Source organism: Nocardia sp. NPDC049149 (assembly GCF_043197455.1).
Taxonomy (GTDB): domain Bacteria; phylum Actinomycetota; class Actinomycetes; order Mycobacteriales; family Mycobacteriaceae; genus Nocardia.
In genome coordinates, this window is sequence record NZ_JBICTD010000008.1 from 161,333 (window position 1) to 176,134 (window position 14,802).

Here is a 14,802-nt window from a genome sequence, read left to right on the forward strand (position 1 = left end):
CGTGCGGGTCCTGACAGGCCGACGACGAGGTCGCGCACCTGGGTGTGCAGCGACGCGTGTGTGTACCGTCGGCTGATCAATCGATGTGGTCAGGACCGGGTCTCGGCGTGGACAGCCTGGTGGAATTCCCATGCGTCGGAGATGATGTCGGCCAGGCCTGAGCGCGCTGGTTTCCAGCCGAGCACCCGGTGCGCCTTCTCACTCGACGCGACACTGACCGCAGGGTCGCCGGGGCGACGGTCACCGATGAGCACCGGGAAGTCCCGGCCGGTGACGGTGCGGACCGTCTCGAGGACTTCGAGGTTCGAGAACCCTTGCCCGTTACCGAGATTGAAGATCTCGTGGCGGCCCGGCTCCAGCGCGTCCAGTGCGAGTAGGTGTGCTTCGGCCAGATCGCTGACATGCACATAGTCGCGCCGACACGACCCGTCCGGCGTCGGGTAGTCGGTCCCGTACAGCGTGAACGACTCCCGTTCGCCGAGCGCGGTTTGCAGCAGGATGGGGATCAAATGACTCTCGGGATCATGGCGTTCGCCCAGCCACCGCCCCTCGGCCAGCACCGCACCGGACGCATTGAAGTACCGCAGGCTCGCCGCCGCCAGATTCCCCGCGCCGCACTCGCCTGCGATCATCAAGTCGATCATTGCCTTCGTGGCGGCGTACGGATTCTGCGGCCTGACCTCGTTCGTCTCATCGAACGGGCGCGTGCCGTCACCGTAATACAGCGATCCGGTGCTCGAGAAAATCAACCTCGGCACCGCAGCGGCGCGGATCGCGCGCAACAGCGCCAACGACCCCTCGATGTTCTGCTGCCAGTACTTCTCCGGATTCCGCACCGACTCCGCCACTTCGATCTTCCCGGCGAAGTGCAGCACCGCCTCGAAACCGGCGGCAGGCGTGAGTATCTCACCGACATCGTGCACCGACATCTGATGAAACTTCGCCCCACCGGCCAGATTCGAGGCAAACCCGGTCGACAGATCATCGACGATCTCGACCTCATGCCCCGCACCCACCAACTGATGCGAAACAACGGACCCGATATACCCGGCACCACCAGTAACCAAGATCTTCATCCAACCCGCACCTTCCGGTAGTCGATCACGGACATCCCCTTGCCGCCGCGAAACTACCCTCCCCACCTCAACCCAGCCACCTCCCAGCCCGCCCATACCCAGCCCACACATCCGCCGACCCCATGGCCCCCGAATCCGCGCGTTCTGGAGTTGGTCACCTGATCACGAGGCACTGGTGGCGGCATCGCGCGAGTAGCCTCCGCCACCAGTGCCCTCTCGACCATCAGCCACCCCTTGTGCTCCCACATACCGGGGTCGCTGGTATCTATGGGACCGGAAACCACGGCAAGCCCCGCGCCAACCCTGAAATCCGCACTCCTGAACTGAAGGGTAGTTGCGGCGGTGGGCGTGGGGGATAGGGTCCGATCATGGGGATCGATGTCGTGGTCGGCGGGGACGTGCGGTTTGGGGCGCGGCGATGACGGTGTACGACACCACCGGTCGGACGTATGCGACTACCCGGCAGCCGGATCCGCGGATCGCGGCGGCGATCGTCGCGGCGCTCGATGGCATGGAATCGATCGTGAACATCGGCGCGGGCACCGGGTCTTACGAGCCGGCCGGGACTGTTCTCGCGGTGGAACCCAGCGGGGTGATGATCGCGCAGCGGCCGGTCGGGTCCGCGCCCGCGGTCCGGGCCACTGCCGAACAGCTGCCTGTCCGCACTCGCGCGGCGGACGCGGCACTGGCGGTGCTCACCGTGCACCACTGGACCGATCTCGAGCGCGGTATCGCTGAGATGATCCGGATCGCCAGACGGCGCATCGTGATACTCACTTGGGATCACACCGTGTACCGACAATTCTGGCTGGTTCGCGACTACCTGCCCGCCGCTGCCGACACCGACGCCCGCCTCGCGGTCCCGCTCGATCGCCTCACCGCACTGACGGAAAACTCTGAGATCCAAACGATCCCGGTGCCGCACGACTGCGTCGACGGTTTCGGCGGCGCATTCTGGCGGCGTCCAGACGCCTACCTCGACGAGACCGTGCAAGCGGGCATGTCGATGCTGGCTCTCACCCCGAAACCATTACTGCAAGAAGGATTGTCGCGACTGCGGTCGGATTTGGAGACCGGCACATGGACCGCCCGGTACGCCGACATCCTCGACCAGCCCCACCTCGACCTCGGATATCGCCTGATCACGGCGGACCTCGCCGACTGACTCAGTCGTTCGGGCTATTCCGGCGCAAGCTGTGTCACCACCACGGCGGCAGCAGCAGCGCGACCGCCACCCGCGGCAGCGCGACCGAGAACGCCACCGCCACCGGCAGCAGCAGCGCCGTCACCGGCAGCGGGCTTTCATCACATTGACAGTCGCGTGGTCACGGCCGAGGTCACCGCCGCCGAGCAGATCATCACGCGATCGGGCGGTATCGCGGTCTCTGCATCTGCTGTCGAAGTCGTTGCCGCGCAGTCTGTTTCAAGTGTCTCGCCCGCGACCTGATCAAGCAGGAATCGAACGCGAGCGAGAAGCCGGAGGCTCGCCCCGTGTGAGGGTGTCGCGGCTTGGCCTGTGCGATGGTTGTCGTCAGTTCGCTCCGGTGGGGGTGTCGCGATTTGGCTCGCGCGAGGGTATCGCCACCGTTCCGGCCCGACCCTGCTGCAAGTATCCAACGGGGGCACGTGGAGGCGACGCGTTCACAGTGAAATCAAGCGGGGTCCGGCTGAACTGCCTGCGAGTGGGTGCGGGCGATGGTGTGGCCGATGCGGACGAGGAGTTCGGCGGTGAGGGTTGGGTTGTGGGCGGTGTTCTGGTTGGTGTAGTCGGAGAGTGCGTGGACTTCGGTGAAGGCGGGCAGGGTGTTTCGTGGGACGGCTACTCGACCGGCGACTGCGATGACGGGTGTTGAGGCGGCGCGGCGGGCTACTGCGGCGGGTAGTTTGCCGTGTGCGGTCTGCTCGTCCAGGCTGCCCTCGCCGGTGACGATCAGGTCCGCGGCCATGCGGTGGCGGTCGAAGTCGAGCAGGTCGAGGAAGTAGTCCGCGCCGGAGACCAGTCGAGCGCCGAGGAGCATGGCGGCGAAGCCGAGGCCGCCTGCGCTGCCAGCGCCAGGGATCTCGGCAAGGGTGGATGCCTGGGGAAAGCTGTTGTCCGACAGTGCTTCCACTATTCGGCGGAGCCCGCGGTCGAGGTGACGTACGGTCGCCGGGTCGGCTCCCTTCTGTGGGCCGTACACGACTGCCGCACCGGGGGGGCCGGTCAGCGGATTGGTGACGTCGCAAGCGGCGACCAGCTCGACGGCTGGAAGTCGTACGGCCGCAGTGTCATCGATCGTGGCTATGTCGAGCAGTGTGCGTCCGCTGGGCGGCAGTATCCGGCCGGTGTCGTCGAGGAATCGGTAGCCGAGGGCGGTGAGCAGACCCATGCCTGCGTCGGTGCTCGCGCTACCGCCCAGAGCCAGCAGGATCCGCCGTGGATGCAGCCGCATCGCCTGCCGCAGTGCCTGCCCGAAGCCGAGACTCGAAGCGTCGAGCGGATATCCGCGCCCCAGCGGCGCGGTGGCGAGCCCGCAAGTGTTCGCGACCTCGATCACCACGGTGTCGCCACGCAGGGCGATCCGGGTGCGGCGGGGTGTGCCCGTCGCGCCGGCGACCGTGATCCACACCGGTTCGAATCCGGCGGCGACAGCAGCCTCGACGCTGCCGTCACCGCCGTCGGCCAACGGCAGTTCGTGGCATTCGGCTCCGGAACCGCTGAGCCCCAAGGCAAGACACCGCGCAACCTCGGCGGCGGGCAGGCTGCCTTTGAACTTGTCCGGCGCGATCAGCACCTTCATGCCTGCCACACTTTGATCAGGGCGGCCGCCGAGATGACGGTGGTGACACCGCCGACGCGGGTCGAGATCTGGGCGAAGGGCATCAGGTTCATCCGCTGGGACGCGGAGAGGATGGCGACGTCGCCGGTGCCGCCGAGCCCGCTGTGGCACACCGTGACGAGCGAGGCGTCGACGGGATACATGCCGATGGCACGGCCGACGAAGAACCCGGTGGCAGCCATGGACAGCACGACGGCCACGCAGGCGGCGACGTAACCGACCGAGAGCACACCGATGATGCTCTCCAGCGGCAAGTACAGCAGGCCGAGCCCGATCATCGTCGGGTAGATGAAATGCCTTGAAATGACGGTGTATATGCCGCGCACGCTGTCCTCTACCGCGGCAGGAAAGATGCCGAACAGCTTGCAGAGCACCGACAGGATGATCACCAGCACCGGCGCAGGCAGGTGCACCACGTGTTCCAGCAGCGTGGCGAGCACGAACAGACCGCAGATGATGAGCACGCCGAGCGCATGATTGCGTGCCGGTACGGCAGTGGCGGCGTGTGGATCCGGTGCGGCGGTCACCGAGTCGACCTCGGCATCAGGCACTTTCACCAATCGGCCGCCGCCGTCGAGCTGCGGCCTGCGGTCGCCGAGCCTGCGCAGCACGCCCGCGGTGATGACGGCCGCGATATTGCCGATGATCGCGGCCGGAATGAGTTCGGCGACAAAGCTTGTCGACTGCCCGCCCAACGCCGAAGCGTACGCCGACGAGAGCGGGATGACACCTTCGCCGATGCCGCCGCCGATGATCGGCACCACGATGTAGAACAGCGCACGATGCAGGCTGTACCCGAACGCCATGGCCACGCCGACGCCGACCGCGATCGCGATGGCGGTGCCGAGCACCAGCGGTGGGAAGATGCGGATCAGCCCGCCGATCATCACCTTTCGGTTCATCCCGAGGATGCTGCCGACCACCAGGGTGCAGATGACGAAGTACAGGAAGTTCGCCTGCTTCATCAACGCGGTGACCGCGTCGAGCGTGTTCTCGTTGAACGCGCCGTGGTACACGAGAATCGACGGAACCAGCAAGCAGACCAGCGCCCCGCCACCGATTTTCGAGATGACCGGCAGCCGATTGCCCAGTGGTCCGAGCAGCATGCCGAGCCCGACGATCACGGCGAGCCCGCCGATCATGTTCCGCGGTATCGCCTCGAAGAGGCCTGCGACAAGCACGCCTGCGGTGAGGATGATCGGCACGATCAGCGGGATACCGTCGAGCGCGGGCGCCGGAAACGAGCGCCGGGGCTTGGTGTCGAGTTTCATGACTGACCCACCGCACTCATCGAGGTCGCCGCCTCGAGCTGTGCGCGCACCAGCGCACCGAACGACGCCGTCGTGCCCGAGCCGCCCATGTCGGGCGTCATCGCCGACTTCTCCTGAGTCAGCGCCGCTTCGATCGCCGCAAGCACCGCCGCCGCGGCGGCCTGCTCACCGAGATGCTCCAGCATCATTGCCCCGCTCCAGATTTGGCCGATCGGGTTGGCGATCCCGCGTCCCGCGATGTCGGGGGCCGACCCGTGCACCGGCTCGAACAGGCTCGGGAACCGGCGCTCTGGGTTGATGTTTCCGCTCGGCGCGATGCCGATGGTGCCGGTGCAGGCCGGTCCGAGATCGGAGAGGATATCGCCGAACAGATTGCTCGCCACCACCACGTCGAACCAATCCGGGTGCAACACGAAATTCGCCGTCAAGATATCGATGTGGTACTTGTCGACGGCGACATCGGGATAGTCGCCTGCCATGTTCGCGACGCGCTCGTCCCAATAGGGCATCGAGATGGAAATGCCATTGCTCTTCGTCGCCGACGTGAGGTGTCGTTTCGGCCTGCGGCGCGCTAGTTCGAAGGCGTACTTCAGAATTCGATCCACGCCGGTTCTGGTCATCACGGTCTCCTGGATCACCGTTTCCCGATCGGTGCCTTCGAAGATCTTGCCGCCGATGCTCGAATACTCGCCCTCGGTGTTTTCTCTGACCACGTAGAAGTCGACGTCACCTGGCACGCGCCCGGCCAGCGGGCTGCTGATGCCCGGCAGCAGCCGGACCGGCCGCAGGCTGACGTACTGGTCGAAGTGCCGGCGGAACTGCAGCAGGCTGCCCCACAGCGAGATGTGGTCCGGCACCACCTCCGGCCAGCCGACGGCGCCGAAGAACAGCGCGTCGAACGCGGCCAGTTCGTCGAACCAGCCGTCGGGCAGCATGGTGCCGTTGGCCGTGTAATAGTCGGCGCTCGCGAAATCGAACTCGGTGATATCGATGCTGAAGTCGAAGGCGGCAGCGGCGGCCGACAATACCTGAATTCCCTGCGGCACGACTTCTTTGCCGATGCCGTCGCCTGGAATGACAGCAATTCGGTGTGTGGCACCCATCGTCGCGTGCTCCGATCTTCTTGGTAGCGGGTAGTTCTCAACGGTAGGCTCGGATATTCCGCGGCAAAAGCACGGAGCGCGCAAGAGACTCTTTCCGGAATGGAAAAGAACGAGGAGGTCGCCGTGTACGGTGCGTCCACCGACGACGTGTCGTTTTTCGATATCGTCGCCCGCTCGCGCAGCCTGACCGAGGCGGCCATGCAGTTCGGCGTCTCGGTGTCGTCGGTGAGCAAGCGGCTCGCTCAGATGGAGGCGCGGCTCGGTGTGGTGCTCGTGCAACGCAGCACGCGCAGGCTGACGTTGACGCCGGAGGGGGAGCGCTACGCGGCGGGTGCCGCGGTGATCGCCGCACAGCTGGAGGAACTGGAGGATTCGATCGCGGAGCAGCGCCACGACTTGCGCGGGCGCGTGCACATCCGGTCGACGATCGGCCTGGGCCGGGCCCATATCGCGCCATTGGTCGCCGATTTCGTGGAACACCACCCCACAGTGCAGGTGGACCTGGACCTTTCGGCGGTGCCACTGCATATCGCGGGCAGCGGGTTCGACATCGGGATCAGGGTCGGCGCGCTCCAGGACTCGCGACTGACCGCGACCAGGCTGTGGGTCAATCAACGGGTGGTGTGCGCGTCACCGGAGTACGTGCGGCGCAACGGAATCCCCGCGACGGTCAAGGACCTCGAAGCACACAACTGCATCGTGCTGCGCGAGAACGAGTCCGACTATGCGCTGTGGCGTTTCGAGAGCGCGGGCAAGGAGATCGCTGTCCGGGTGGCAGGCAATCTGACCAGCAACGACGGCGACGTGATCACCCGATGGTGTCTGGAGGGCCGCGGGCTGGTGATGCGCTCGCGCTGGCACGTCGATCCGCTGCTGCGCGACGGCGCACTGGTCCAGGTGCTGCCGGAACTGGCGACTCCGAGCGCGGATATCTTCGCGGTGTACGCGGCAACGGCACCGCTGCCGCGCCGAACCAGGGCCGTGATCGATCATCTGAAGGCGGGCCTCGGCCGCCGCATCACCGAAGCGGCAGGTTGAGCCGTCGCGGCTCGACCTGCCGTGTTCGATCAGGCGTACAGCGCGACGAACTTGTCCAGGGATCGCTCGATATCGCCCTTCACCGCGCGCGCCACGCCCGCGCCGATCGGCCCGAACAGCGGCCTGCCGCCGAGCTCGATGTCGACGGTCACTTCCGAGCCGGTGCCCTTCGGGGCGACGAGCAGTTCGAGGCCGAGCTTGGTGCCGCCCTTGCCCGCACCGGTGAGCGCGAGCCGCCGCGGCGCATCGGCCGCCTTGACCGTCCAGGTCACCCGGTTGCGCAGTCCTTTCACCGAGGCGACGCCGACGAGCTGGGTGCCGACGGTGAGCTGGTCGGGGATCTCGCTGCGCCAGGCCTCGTGCATTGTGAGCCACTTGTCGAGGTCGGCCAGATTGGATGTGTGCGACCACGCGTCTTCGGGTGAGAGCGGCACGTCGACGGACACCTTCAGCTTTGCCATGGCCGCATAGTATCCGGTACCGGCGGTTCTCCCCAGTCGGCGCCCGGCGGCCGGTTGCTTCCCTGAGCTGGGAACTGTGGACAGTCGTTGGGGGAAGCCGACCGAACAGTCCGGCGATCACCGGGCAACCTCGCAGAAGTCAACAACCATAGAGATGAATGTGGTTCGCGGACAGCGATATCGGGGCCGAACTGGACGGTCCAGCAAACTTCCGGTCGGAACCGTACCCAATGTTCCTACCGGTCATCCTGTTTCGTGGTCGAACCGAGATAGGCGTGGTTGACAAGGATGTGTGGACGGCGCCGAACCGTGAATAGGTCCGATGATGTGTCCTCTGTCGGTGTTGTCGGAATGCCGCTGGTCATCGTGCGGCAAGCGATCGTGATCGATAGCGGCGCAGCATTATTGCGCATTCGGCGGCACTCGTCATCCGTCGGTGCGCAAACGCAATCATGTATGTGGATTTGGCAAGACACGGTTGCATTGCTGCTAATGTCGGAACGTCGGGTTCTGGTAACCGTTCGGACACGATCCGTACGGTTGGCGATCAAACATGGAATCGCCTGCCCCGTCGGTGCTGTGAGGTTACGAGCTGGTGCTGTGAGGTACGAGCTGAAGGACCTCGCGGCTACGTCGGGTCTCCGGACCTTCGACGTGGACCAGATCCGACCAGGGTTGTGCATGGTCGGCGTCGCGAGGAAGGCGAGACGAAGCACGATGACGGAGAGTCGATTCCTCGGCGCCAATCGACGACGAAAGAACTGATGAATCAAGATATCGCCGTGGTGCTTTCATGGATCCTGGCCGCCGCGCTGCTGATAGCGGTAGCGGTGGCGTTCTACGCAGCCCAGTATGCGAAACAGCAGCGAGCCAAAGTCGAGGCCCTCAGTAGAGAGCAGCGAGCCACCGAGGAGGTCGTCGAGCGCTTCGCCACCACCACGCTACCCGCGGTCGCGGAGTCGATCAGACGCTACGACAGCAGCGCGCCCGTGGTCGAAGTGCCGCAGGCGCTGGAGAATTCCCGGCTGGCGCAGATGTTGCGCTGGATCGCCGAACGGTACGCCGACGACCTGAGCCTGCTCCGCTCCGAGACCAGGGAACTGGCCAATCGCGAAGCGCAGCAGGCGATCGGCGCCGCCGAAGAGAAGGTCCGCGGCGAGGTGTCCTCCGCGTCGCGTCAGGCGACCAGTGCGGCGGTCCGCTCGTTCGGCACCTCGGTGGTCAGCCTCGGCGCCGACGTCGGCCAGGTGGTGAGCGCCGCGCTGCGCGAGCATCGCAAGGACGAGGTGTACGAAACCCTCACGCGCATCGACCACACCGTGCAGCAGATGATCCGGCAGGCGCAGTCCTACGTGATCGTCTGTGGTGGTCTGCCCGGCAGGCGGTGGCCCGCCCAGTCGCTCACCGACGTCGTCGGCGGCGCGACCGGCCGAGTCCGTGACTACCTCCGGGTGCGCCCCAACCAGCTGGACCGGGTCGTGATCAGCCGCGCGGTCGAGCCGCTCGTGCACACGCTGGCGACCCTGCTCGACAACGCGCTGCGCTACTCCCCGCCGACCTCCTACGTGGACGTCAGCTTCCAAGAGGGTCATCACGGCGTCACGGTGATCATCGACGACGCGGGCGTGCGGATGAACGCCGAGCAGATGGAGGAGGCCAGGCAGGTGCTCGCGCACGAGCGCTCGGTCGACATCCACCAGCTCGGCCCGTCACCCAAGGTCGGTTTCCCCGGCATCGCCGCGCTGGCCCGCCGCTACGGCTTCACCGTCTATATCGATGGACCGAACGTCTACGGCGGCATGCGGGCGATGGTCTACATCCCCGAGGCGCTGCTGATGACCGCGCCGCCGAGTCAGGAGGTCACGCCCGCGCTGGAGAAACCACCCGTCGCCGAACCTGCTCCCGAGCCGGCCCCCGTGAGCGAAACGCCGCGCGAAGAGCCAAGCGAGAGTGAGCAATTCGCCGTGCACGAGATCACCGATGGTGGCCTGCCCAAGCGGCGTCGCCGGGCCGTCGCGCTCGCCCCGGTCGGTCCGCGCACCGAGCCGGGCCTGGCCCGGCCCGATGTCGCCGCCGCCTGGCACACCGGTTCCCAGAGCGGCCGCGCCGCCGCCGATCAGTCCGATCACACGGAAGGGACGAACCCCTGATGGCCACACCCGTGACCGACAGCAGCAACAAGCTGGGCTGGCTACTCGAAGACCTCACCGTGCCCGGTGTCAGATTCTCGGTGCTCCTGTCCGAGGACGGGCTGCGCATCGCGCATTCGGCGGGCATCGAGCGCGACCAGGCCGAGCGGTTCTCCGCCGCCGCCTCCGGCCTGCGTTCCCTCGGCAAGGCGCTCGGCGAATTCTGCGGCAGCGGCGATAACGGCGTGCGGCAGAACATGACCGAGTACGACCAGGGCATGATCCTGATCACCGCCGCGGGGGAGGGCGCGCTGCTCGGCGTCGCGACCACCCCGGACATCGACGTGGCACTCATCGCGCATCGGATGAACGAACTCGCCGGCCGCGTCGGACACGAGCTGGGTAGCGAGCCGCGGCGACGGGTTGATGGTGGCGACCTGACATGACCCGCTCCCGGCGTGATCCCGATTTGGTTCGGGCGTACGTGCGCACCGGGGGGCGGACCCGTCCCACCCGCGAACTGGACCTGGTCACCCTGGTCCGCGCGGCCAAGGACCCGCTACCGGGTACCGCTCCCGATGCACGCCGGGTCATCACGCTCTGCAGCCGCCAAGGCACGCTGTCGGTCGCAGAGATCGCCGCGTACCTCGATCTACCGCCGTCCGTTGTCAAGATCGTGGTGGCCGATCTGATGGACAGCGGACATTTAGTCACGCCTACCCCGGCAGAGCACCTGCCGGAGATCGCTCTGCTGGAGGAGGTACTCAATGGGCTCCGTGCTCTCGCCGTCTGATCGTGCAGTCGACTATGTGCCGGAGACCGTTACCCGTTCCGTAAAGCTGTTGGTGGCAGGCAATTTCGGGGTCGGCAAGACGACCTTCGTGAGCAGCGTCTCGGAGATCAAGCCGCTGCGCACGGAGGAGACGATCACCGAGGCCAGCGTCGGCGTCGACGACATGGCCGGTCTGCCAGGCAAATACCAGACGACCGTCGCGATGGACTTCGGTCGCATCACGCTCAGTCCGAAACTGGCGCTGTATCTGTTCGGCACGCCGGGCCAGCAGCGGTTCGTTCCGCTGTGGGAAGAGCTGGCCCGCGGCGCGCTCGGTGCGCTGGTGCTGGTGGACACCAGGCGCATCGAGAAATCCGATGAGGTGCTCTCGGTGCTCGAGGAGCGCGGCGTGCCGTATTCGGTGGCCGTCAACCAATTCGAAGGCGCCAGAAACTATCCGCTCGACGAGGTCCGCGACGCCTTGGATCTCGCCGCCGATACCCCGCTCACCAATCTTGACGCGCGTGATCGGGGCACGTGCTTGCGGTCGCTGATCACGCTCGTCGAATTCCTGTTCCAGCGTCAGGAGTCACGTCTTTGAGTACCCCACCGGCGAGTACCCCACCGGCCCATTCCTGCCCCGTTCAGCACGGTTCCCCGATCGACAACGACGGCCCACGGGTGCCGCTGTACACCGAGGAACACGCCGCGGATCCGCATCGTGCCTACCGTGAGATGCGCCGCAACTACGGCTCGTTGGCGCCGGTGGAGTTATCGCCCGGCGTGCCTGCGACGCTGGTGGTCGGCTATCACACCGCGCTGCGCATCCTCAATGACCCCGAGCACTTCCCGGCCGACCCGCGCACCTGGCAGAAGGATATTCCCGGCGAGTGCCCGATCCTGCCGATGCTGGAGTGGCGGCCCAACGCGCTGCGCAGCGCGGGCCTGGAACACAGCCGCTACCGGCAGGCCAATGTGTCCGCCGTCGCAGAGGTCGACCTGTACTCGTTGCACGCGACCGTCGAGCAGATCGCCATCCCGTTGATCAATGCCTTCTGCGAGGACGGCGCGGCAGACCTGATCAGCCAGTACGCCTTCCCGCTCACCTTCGCGGTGCTCAACGCTACGCTCGGCTGCCCGCCAGATATCGGCCAGCAGGTTGCCACCGGCATGGCCGCGATCTTCGAGGGCATCAACGCGGAGAAGGGCAACGCGATGCTCACCGACGCGCTGTTCGAGCTGGTCACCCTGCGCCGCAAAGAGCCAGGCAACGACATCACTTCGCGGTTGATCGCCCATCCGGCCAAGCTCGACGACGCAGAGATGATCCATCAACTGGCCACCCTCTACGGTGCGGGGATCGAGCCGCAACTCAACCTGATCATCAACACACTGCTGCTGATGCTCACCGACGACCGCTTCGCGGGAAGCGTTCTCGGCGGCAGTCTTTCGACGCGGGACGCGCTCGACGAGGTGTTGTTCACCGACCCGCCGATGGCGAATTACTGTGTCTCCTACCCGAAGCAGCCGATCTTGATCGACGGTGTCTGGCTGCCTGCGCACCACCCGGTGGTGATCAGCATGGCCGGCTGCAACAACGACCCCGCGGTCAACGCGGGCGAATATGTAGCCAACCGTTCACATTTGGCGTGGGGCGTCGGCCCGCACGCCTGTCCGGCACGATCGATGGCGCTGCTGATTGTGCAGGATGCCATCGATCAACTGCTGGATGCATTGCCCGAATTGAAACTCGCGGTTCCCGCCGATGAATTGACTTGGCGGCCAGGTCCTTTCCATCGCGCGCTGGTATCCCTCCCCGTAGCATTTCCTAAGTCACCACCGCTACACGTGTTTTAAGGAGACTCCGATGGACACCGAGCCGCTAGTCCTGGACCCCACGGGTACCGATATTCAAGGTGAGGCCGCCCGCTTACGCGAACGCGGACCAGCGACTCCGGTGGCACTGCCGGGAGGTGTGCAGGCGTGGTCCATCACGGACGCCGATCTGCTCAAGCGGCTGCTGGTCGATCCACGGGTCTCCAAGGATGCCAGGCAGCACTGGCCTGCCTTCGCCAACGGTGAAGTGCCGCAGGACTGGCCGCTGTTCCTGTGGGTGGCGGTGAACAATATGTTCACCGCCTACGGCGCCGACCATCGCCGACTGCGCAAGCTGGTCGCGCCCGCGTTCACCCATCGGCGCACCGAGGCGATGCGCCCCCGGATCGACGCCATCACCGAGCGGCTGATCGCCACGCTCGCCGCGGTACCGGCGGGCGAAGTCGTCGACCTGCGTGAGGGTTTCGCCTACCCGCTGCCGATCCAGGTCATCTCCGAGCTGATGGGTGTGCCGGAATCGTTGAACCCCGGGCTGCGCCGGTGCGTCGACGGCATCTTCGACACCTCGCTCGGCCCGGAGGAGTCGCAGGCCAACTACATGGAGATGTATCGCATCCTGGCCGAGTTGGTTGCCTTCCGCCGCGAGCATCCCGGCGACGACATGACCAGCCTGCTCATCACGCACCGCGACGAGGGCGACGGCTCGCAGCTGACCGAGCAGGAACTCATCGACACGCTGCTGCTCGTCATCAGCGCCGGGCACGAGACCACCGTCAATCTGCTCGACCAGGCGATCTACGCGATGGTCACCAGGCCCGAGCAGCGCGACATTGTGCTGAAGGGCGAGGTGAGCTGGTCGGACCTGATCGAGGAGTCGTTGCGTTTCGAGGCGCCGGTCGCGCACCTGCCGTTGCGATTCGCCGTCGACGACATCGACATCGAGGGCGTTCACATCGGCAAGGGTGAGCCGATTCTCGCGTCCTATGCGGCGGCCAACCGGGATCCGAAGCTGCACGGCGACACCGCCGACGAGTTCGACGTGACCCGAGTGACCAAGGACCACTTGGCTTTCGGGCACGGCGTGCATCATTGCCTCGGTTCGCCGCTGGCCAGGCTGGAGGCGGCGATCGCGCTGCCTGCCCTCTTCGAGCGCTTCCCGAACATGCGGCTGGCGGCGGACCCGGCGGAGCTGGGCACCGTGGTCAGCTTCATCTCGAACGGTCACCGGACCTTGCCGGTGATCCTGGAACCCGTGCAGTAGTCAGGCGCCGTGCAGGGGCGTCCGTTGCGGGCGCCCCTTTCGAATGTTTATGCCGCGCTAGTTCTTTCGAGCAAGCCCGGCGACGATGAGCTGTTCCCAGACCGACAGCTCGCGGTCGCTCACCCCGATCGCCGGGGTGCCGTCGGCGGGCGCCGGATCCGGGCGCCAGTGCGCGCAGGGGGCGATGCCGGGGTCGAGGATCTCGAGATCGCCGAACAACGCCACGATTTCCTCGTCGGTGCGCCAGCGGCCGCGCCCGAAGGTGGACTGCAGCTTCTGTTCGGCAGCCGTGGTCTCCGCGTTGTGGCCCGACCGGAAATGCGAGATGTACACCCGGCTGCCCGGCGCGAGTTGCTCCGACCAGTAGCGCACCACCCCGGCCGGGTCCTCGTCGTCGTTGAGGTGATGCAGGATCGCGCTGAAGATGACCGCGACCGGCTGATCGAAGTCGATCATCTTGACGACCTCGGGGTTGTCCCGAATCGACGGCGGGTCACGGAGATCGGCTTGGAAGACCGTGGTGTTCGCGTCGGTCGCCAGCAGTGCGCGGCCGTGCGCGAGCACGATGGGGTCGTTGTCGACGTAGGCCACCGTGGCATCGGGGAGGTGGCGTTTGGCGACCTGGTGCACGTTGTCGGCGGTGGGCAGTCCGCTGCCGAGGTCGACGAACTGGCGGATGCCGTCGCGGGCGATATCGCGGACGGCCCGCACGAGCGCCTGCCGGTTGGTGAAGGCGATGGCCACCGAGCCGGGGAGGTTGTTCTTGAAGTGGTCGCCGATCTCCCGGTCGACGACGAAGTTGTCCTTGCCGCCGAGGAGGTAGTCGTACACCCTGGCGATGCTGGGCGTGGATTGATCGATCACGTGTGACAGGTCGGTCATCTCGGATCCCCCTCCTCCGTGGACAGTATGGTTTCCATCGTAAGAGACCGTGCCGGGGTGGGTGCGTGCTTCGGCGGCGGGATGCATGTGACCACAACATGTTTCATCGTTTGCCCGCGGCCGCTGCGGGGTAGGCGAGGAAGAGTCCGGATTC

The 14,802-nt window shown here is 66.1% G+C and carries 14 protein-coding genes; 8 read left to right on the forward strand and 6 right to left on the reverse strand.

What is annotated here, in order from left to right; genetic code table 11:
• Nucleotides 1–89 precede the first annotated feature (89 nt).
• Nucleotides 90–1,076 (reverse strand): UDP-glucose 4-epimerase GalE, encoded by a 987-nt coding sequence (gene galE, locus ACGFNJ_RS30495; protein WP_393455777.1) that lies wholly within the window; start codon nt 1,074–1,076, stop codon nt 90–92.
• A gap of 418 nt (nt 1,077–1,494) precedes the next feature.
• Between galE and ACGFNJ_RS30500 the strand changes: the two genes are divergently transcribed.
• A complete protein-coding gene (locus ACGFNJ_RS30500) occupies nt 1,495–2,241 on the forward strand; it encodes a class I SAM-dependent methyltransferase (protein WP_393455780.1) in 747 nt (248 codons plus the stop codon).
• Nucleotides 2,242–2,728: 487 nt separating this feature from the next.
• On the opposite strand, the gene ACGFNJ_RS30505 is transcribed toward ACGFNJ_RS30500, so the two are convergent.
• The 3 genes from ACGFNJ_RS30505 to ACGFNJ_RS30515 are packed head-to-tail and all read right to left on the reverse strand — an operon-like array spanning nt 2,729 to nt 6,269.
• The gene (locus ACGFNJ_RS30505; RefSeq protein WP_393455783.1) at nt 2,729–3,856 is read right to left on the reverse strand and encodes a glycerate kinase; all 1,128 of its coding nucleotides are present in this window, start codon (nt 3,854–3,856) and stop codon (nt 2,729–2,731) included.
• The gene (locus tag ACGFNJ_RS30510) at nt 3,853–5,166 is read right to left on the reverse strand and encodes a 2-hydroxycarboxylate transporter family protein (RefSeq protein ID WP_393455786.1); all 1,314 of its coding nucleotides are present in this window, start codon (nt 5,164–5,166) and stop codon (nt 3,853–3,855) included. Before ACGFNJ_RS30510 ends, ACGFNJ_RS30505 begins: the two co-directional genes overlap by 4 nt.
• Nucleotides 5,163–6,269, reverse strand: coding sequence for a tartrate dehydrogenase (locus tag ACGFNJ_RS30515; protein ID WP_393455789.1), 1,107 nt, complete (start codon nt 6,267–6,269; stop codon nt 5,163–5,165). The genes ACGFNJ_RS30510 and ACGFNJ_RS30515 overlap by 4 nt, the downstream gene beginning before the upstream one ends.
• 99 nt (nt 6,270–6,368) lie before the next feature.
• Between ACGFNJ_RS30515 and ACGFNJ_RS30520 the strand changes: the two genes are divergently transcribed.
• The gene (locus tag ACGFNJ_RS30520) at nt 6,369–7,307 is read left to right on the forward strand and encodes a LysR family transcriptional regulator (RefSeq protein ID WP_393455792.1); all 939 of its coding nucleotides are present in this window, start codon (nt 6,369–6,371) and stop codon (nt 7,305–7,307) included.
• 29 nt (nt 7,308–7,336) lie between these two features.
• On the opposite strand, the gene ACGFNJ_RS30525 is transcribed toward ACGFNJ_RS30520, so the two are convergent.
• Nucleotides 7,337–7,768 carry an SRPBCC family protein gene (locus ACGFNJ_RS30525; protein WP_393455795.1) on the reverse strand — a complete coding sequence of 144 codons (432 nt, stop codon included), beginning with the start codon at nt 7,766–7,768 and terminating at the stop codon, nt 7,337–7,339.
• 764 nt (nt 7,769–8,532) lie between these two features.
• Between ACGFNJ_RS30525 and ACGFNJ_RS30530 the strand changes: the two genes are divergently transcribed.
• Genes ACGFNJ_RS30530 through ACGFNJ_RS30555 form a run of 6 tightly spaced genes read left to right on the forward strand, consistent with a single transcriptional unit; the run spans nt 8,533 to nt 13,766 of the window.
• The gene (locus tag ACGFNJ_RS30530; RefSeq protein ID WP_393455798.1) at nt 8,533–9,918 is read left to right on the forward strand and encodes an ATP-binding protein; all 1,386 of its coding nucleotides are present in this window, start codon (nt 8,533–8,535) and stop codon (nt 9,916–9,918) included.
• Nucleotides 9,918–10,343 (forward strand): roadblock/LC7 domain-containing protein, encoded by a 426-nt coding sequence (locus ACGFNJ_RS30535; protein ID WP_393455801.1) that lies wholly within the window; start codon nt 9,918–9,920, stop codon nt 10,341–10,343. The genes ACGFNJ_RS30530 and ACGFNJ_RS30535 overlap by 1 nt, the downstream gene beginning before the upstream one ends.
• Complete coding sequence (locus tag ACGFNJ_RS30540) at nt 10,340–10,690, forward strand: DUF742 domain-containing protein (protein ID WP_069167528.1); 351 nt, start codon at nt 10,340–10,342, stop codon at nt 10,688–10,690. Before ACGFNJ_RS30535 ends, ACGFNJ_RS30540 begins: the two co-directional genes overlap by 4 nt.
• A complete protein-coding gene (locus ACGFNJ_RS30545; RefSeq protein ID WP_069167529.1) occupies nt 10,665–11,270 on the forward strand; it encodes an ATP/GTP-binding protein in 606 nt (201 codons plus the stop codon). Before ACGFNJ_RS30540 ends, ACGFNJ_RS30545 begins: the two co-directional genes overlap by 26 nt.
• Nucleotides 11,267–12,526 (forward strand): cytochrome P450, encoded by a 1,260-nt coding sequence (locus tag ACGFNJ_RS30550; protein WP_393455804.1) that lies wholly within the window; start codon nt 11,267–11,269, stop codon nt 12,524–12,526. The genes ACGFNJ_RS30545 and ACGFNJ_RS30550 overlap by 4 nt, the downstream gene beginning before the upstream one ends.
• 10 nt (nt 12,527–12,536) lie before the next feature.
• Nucleotides 12,537–13,766, forward strand: coding sequence for a cytochrome P450 (locus ACGFNJ_RS30555; protein WP_393455807.1), 1,230 nt, complete (start codon nt 12,537–12,539; stop codon nt 13,764–13,766).
• 57 nt (nt 13,767–13,823) lie between these two features.
• On the opposite strand, the gene ACGFNJ_RS30560 is transcribed toward ACGFNJ_RS30555, so the two are convergent.
• Nucleotides 13,824–14,648: an SAM-dependent methyltransferase gene (locus ACGFNJ_RS30560; protein WP_393455810.1), complete on the reverse strand. Its 825-nt coding sequence runs from the start codon at nt 14,646–14,648 to the stop codon at nt 13,824–13,826.
• Between the last annotated feature and the right edge of the window lie 154 nt (nt 14,649–14,802).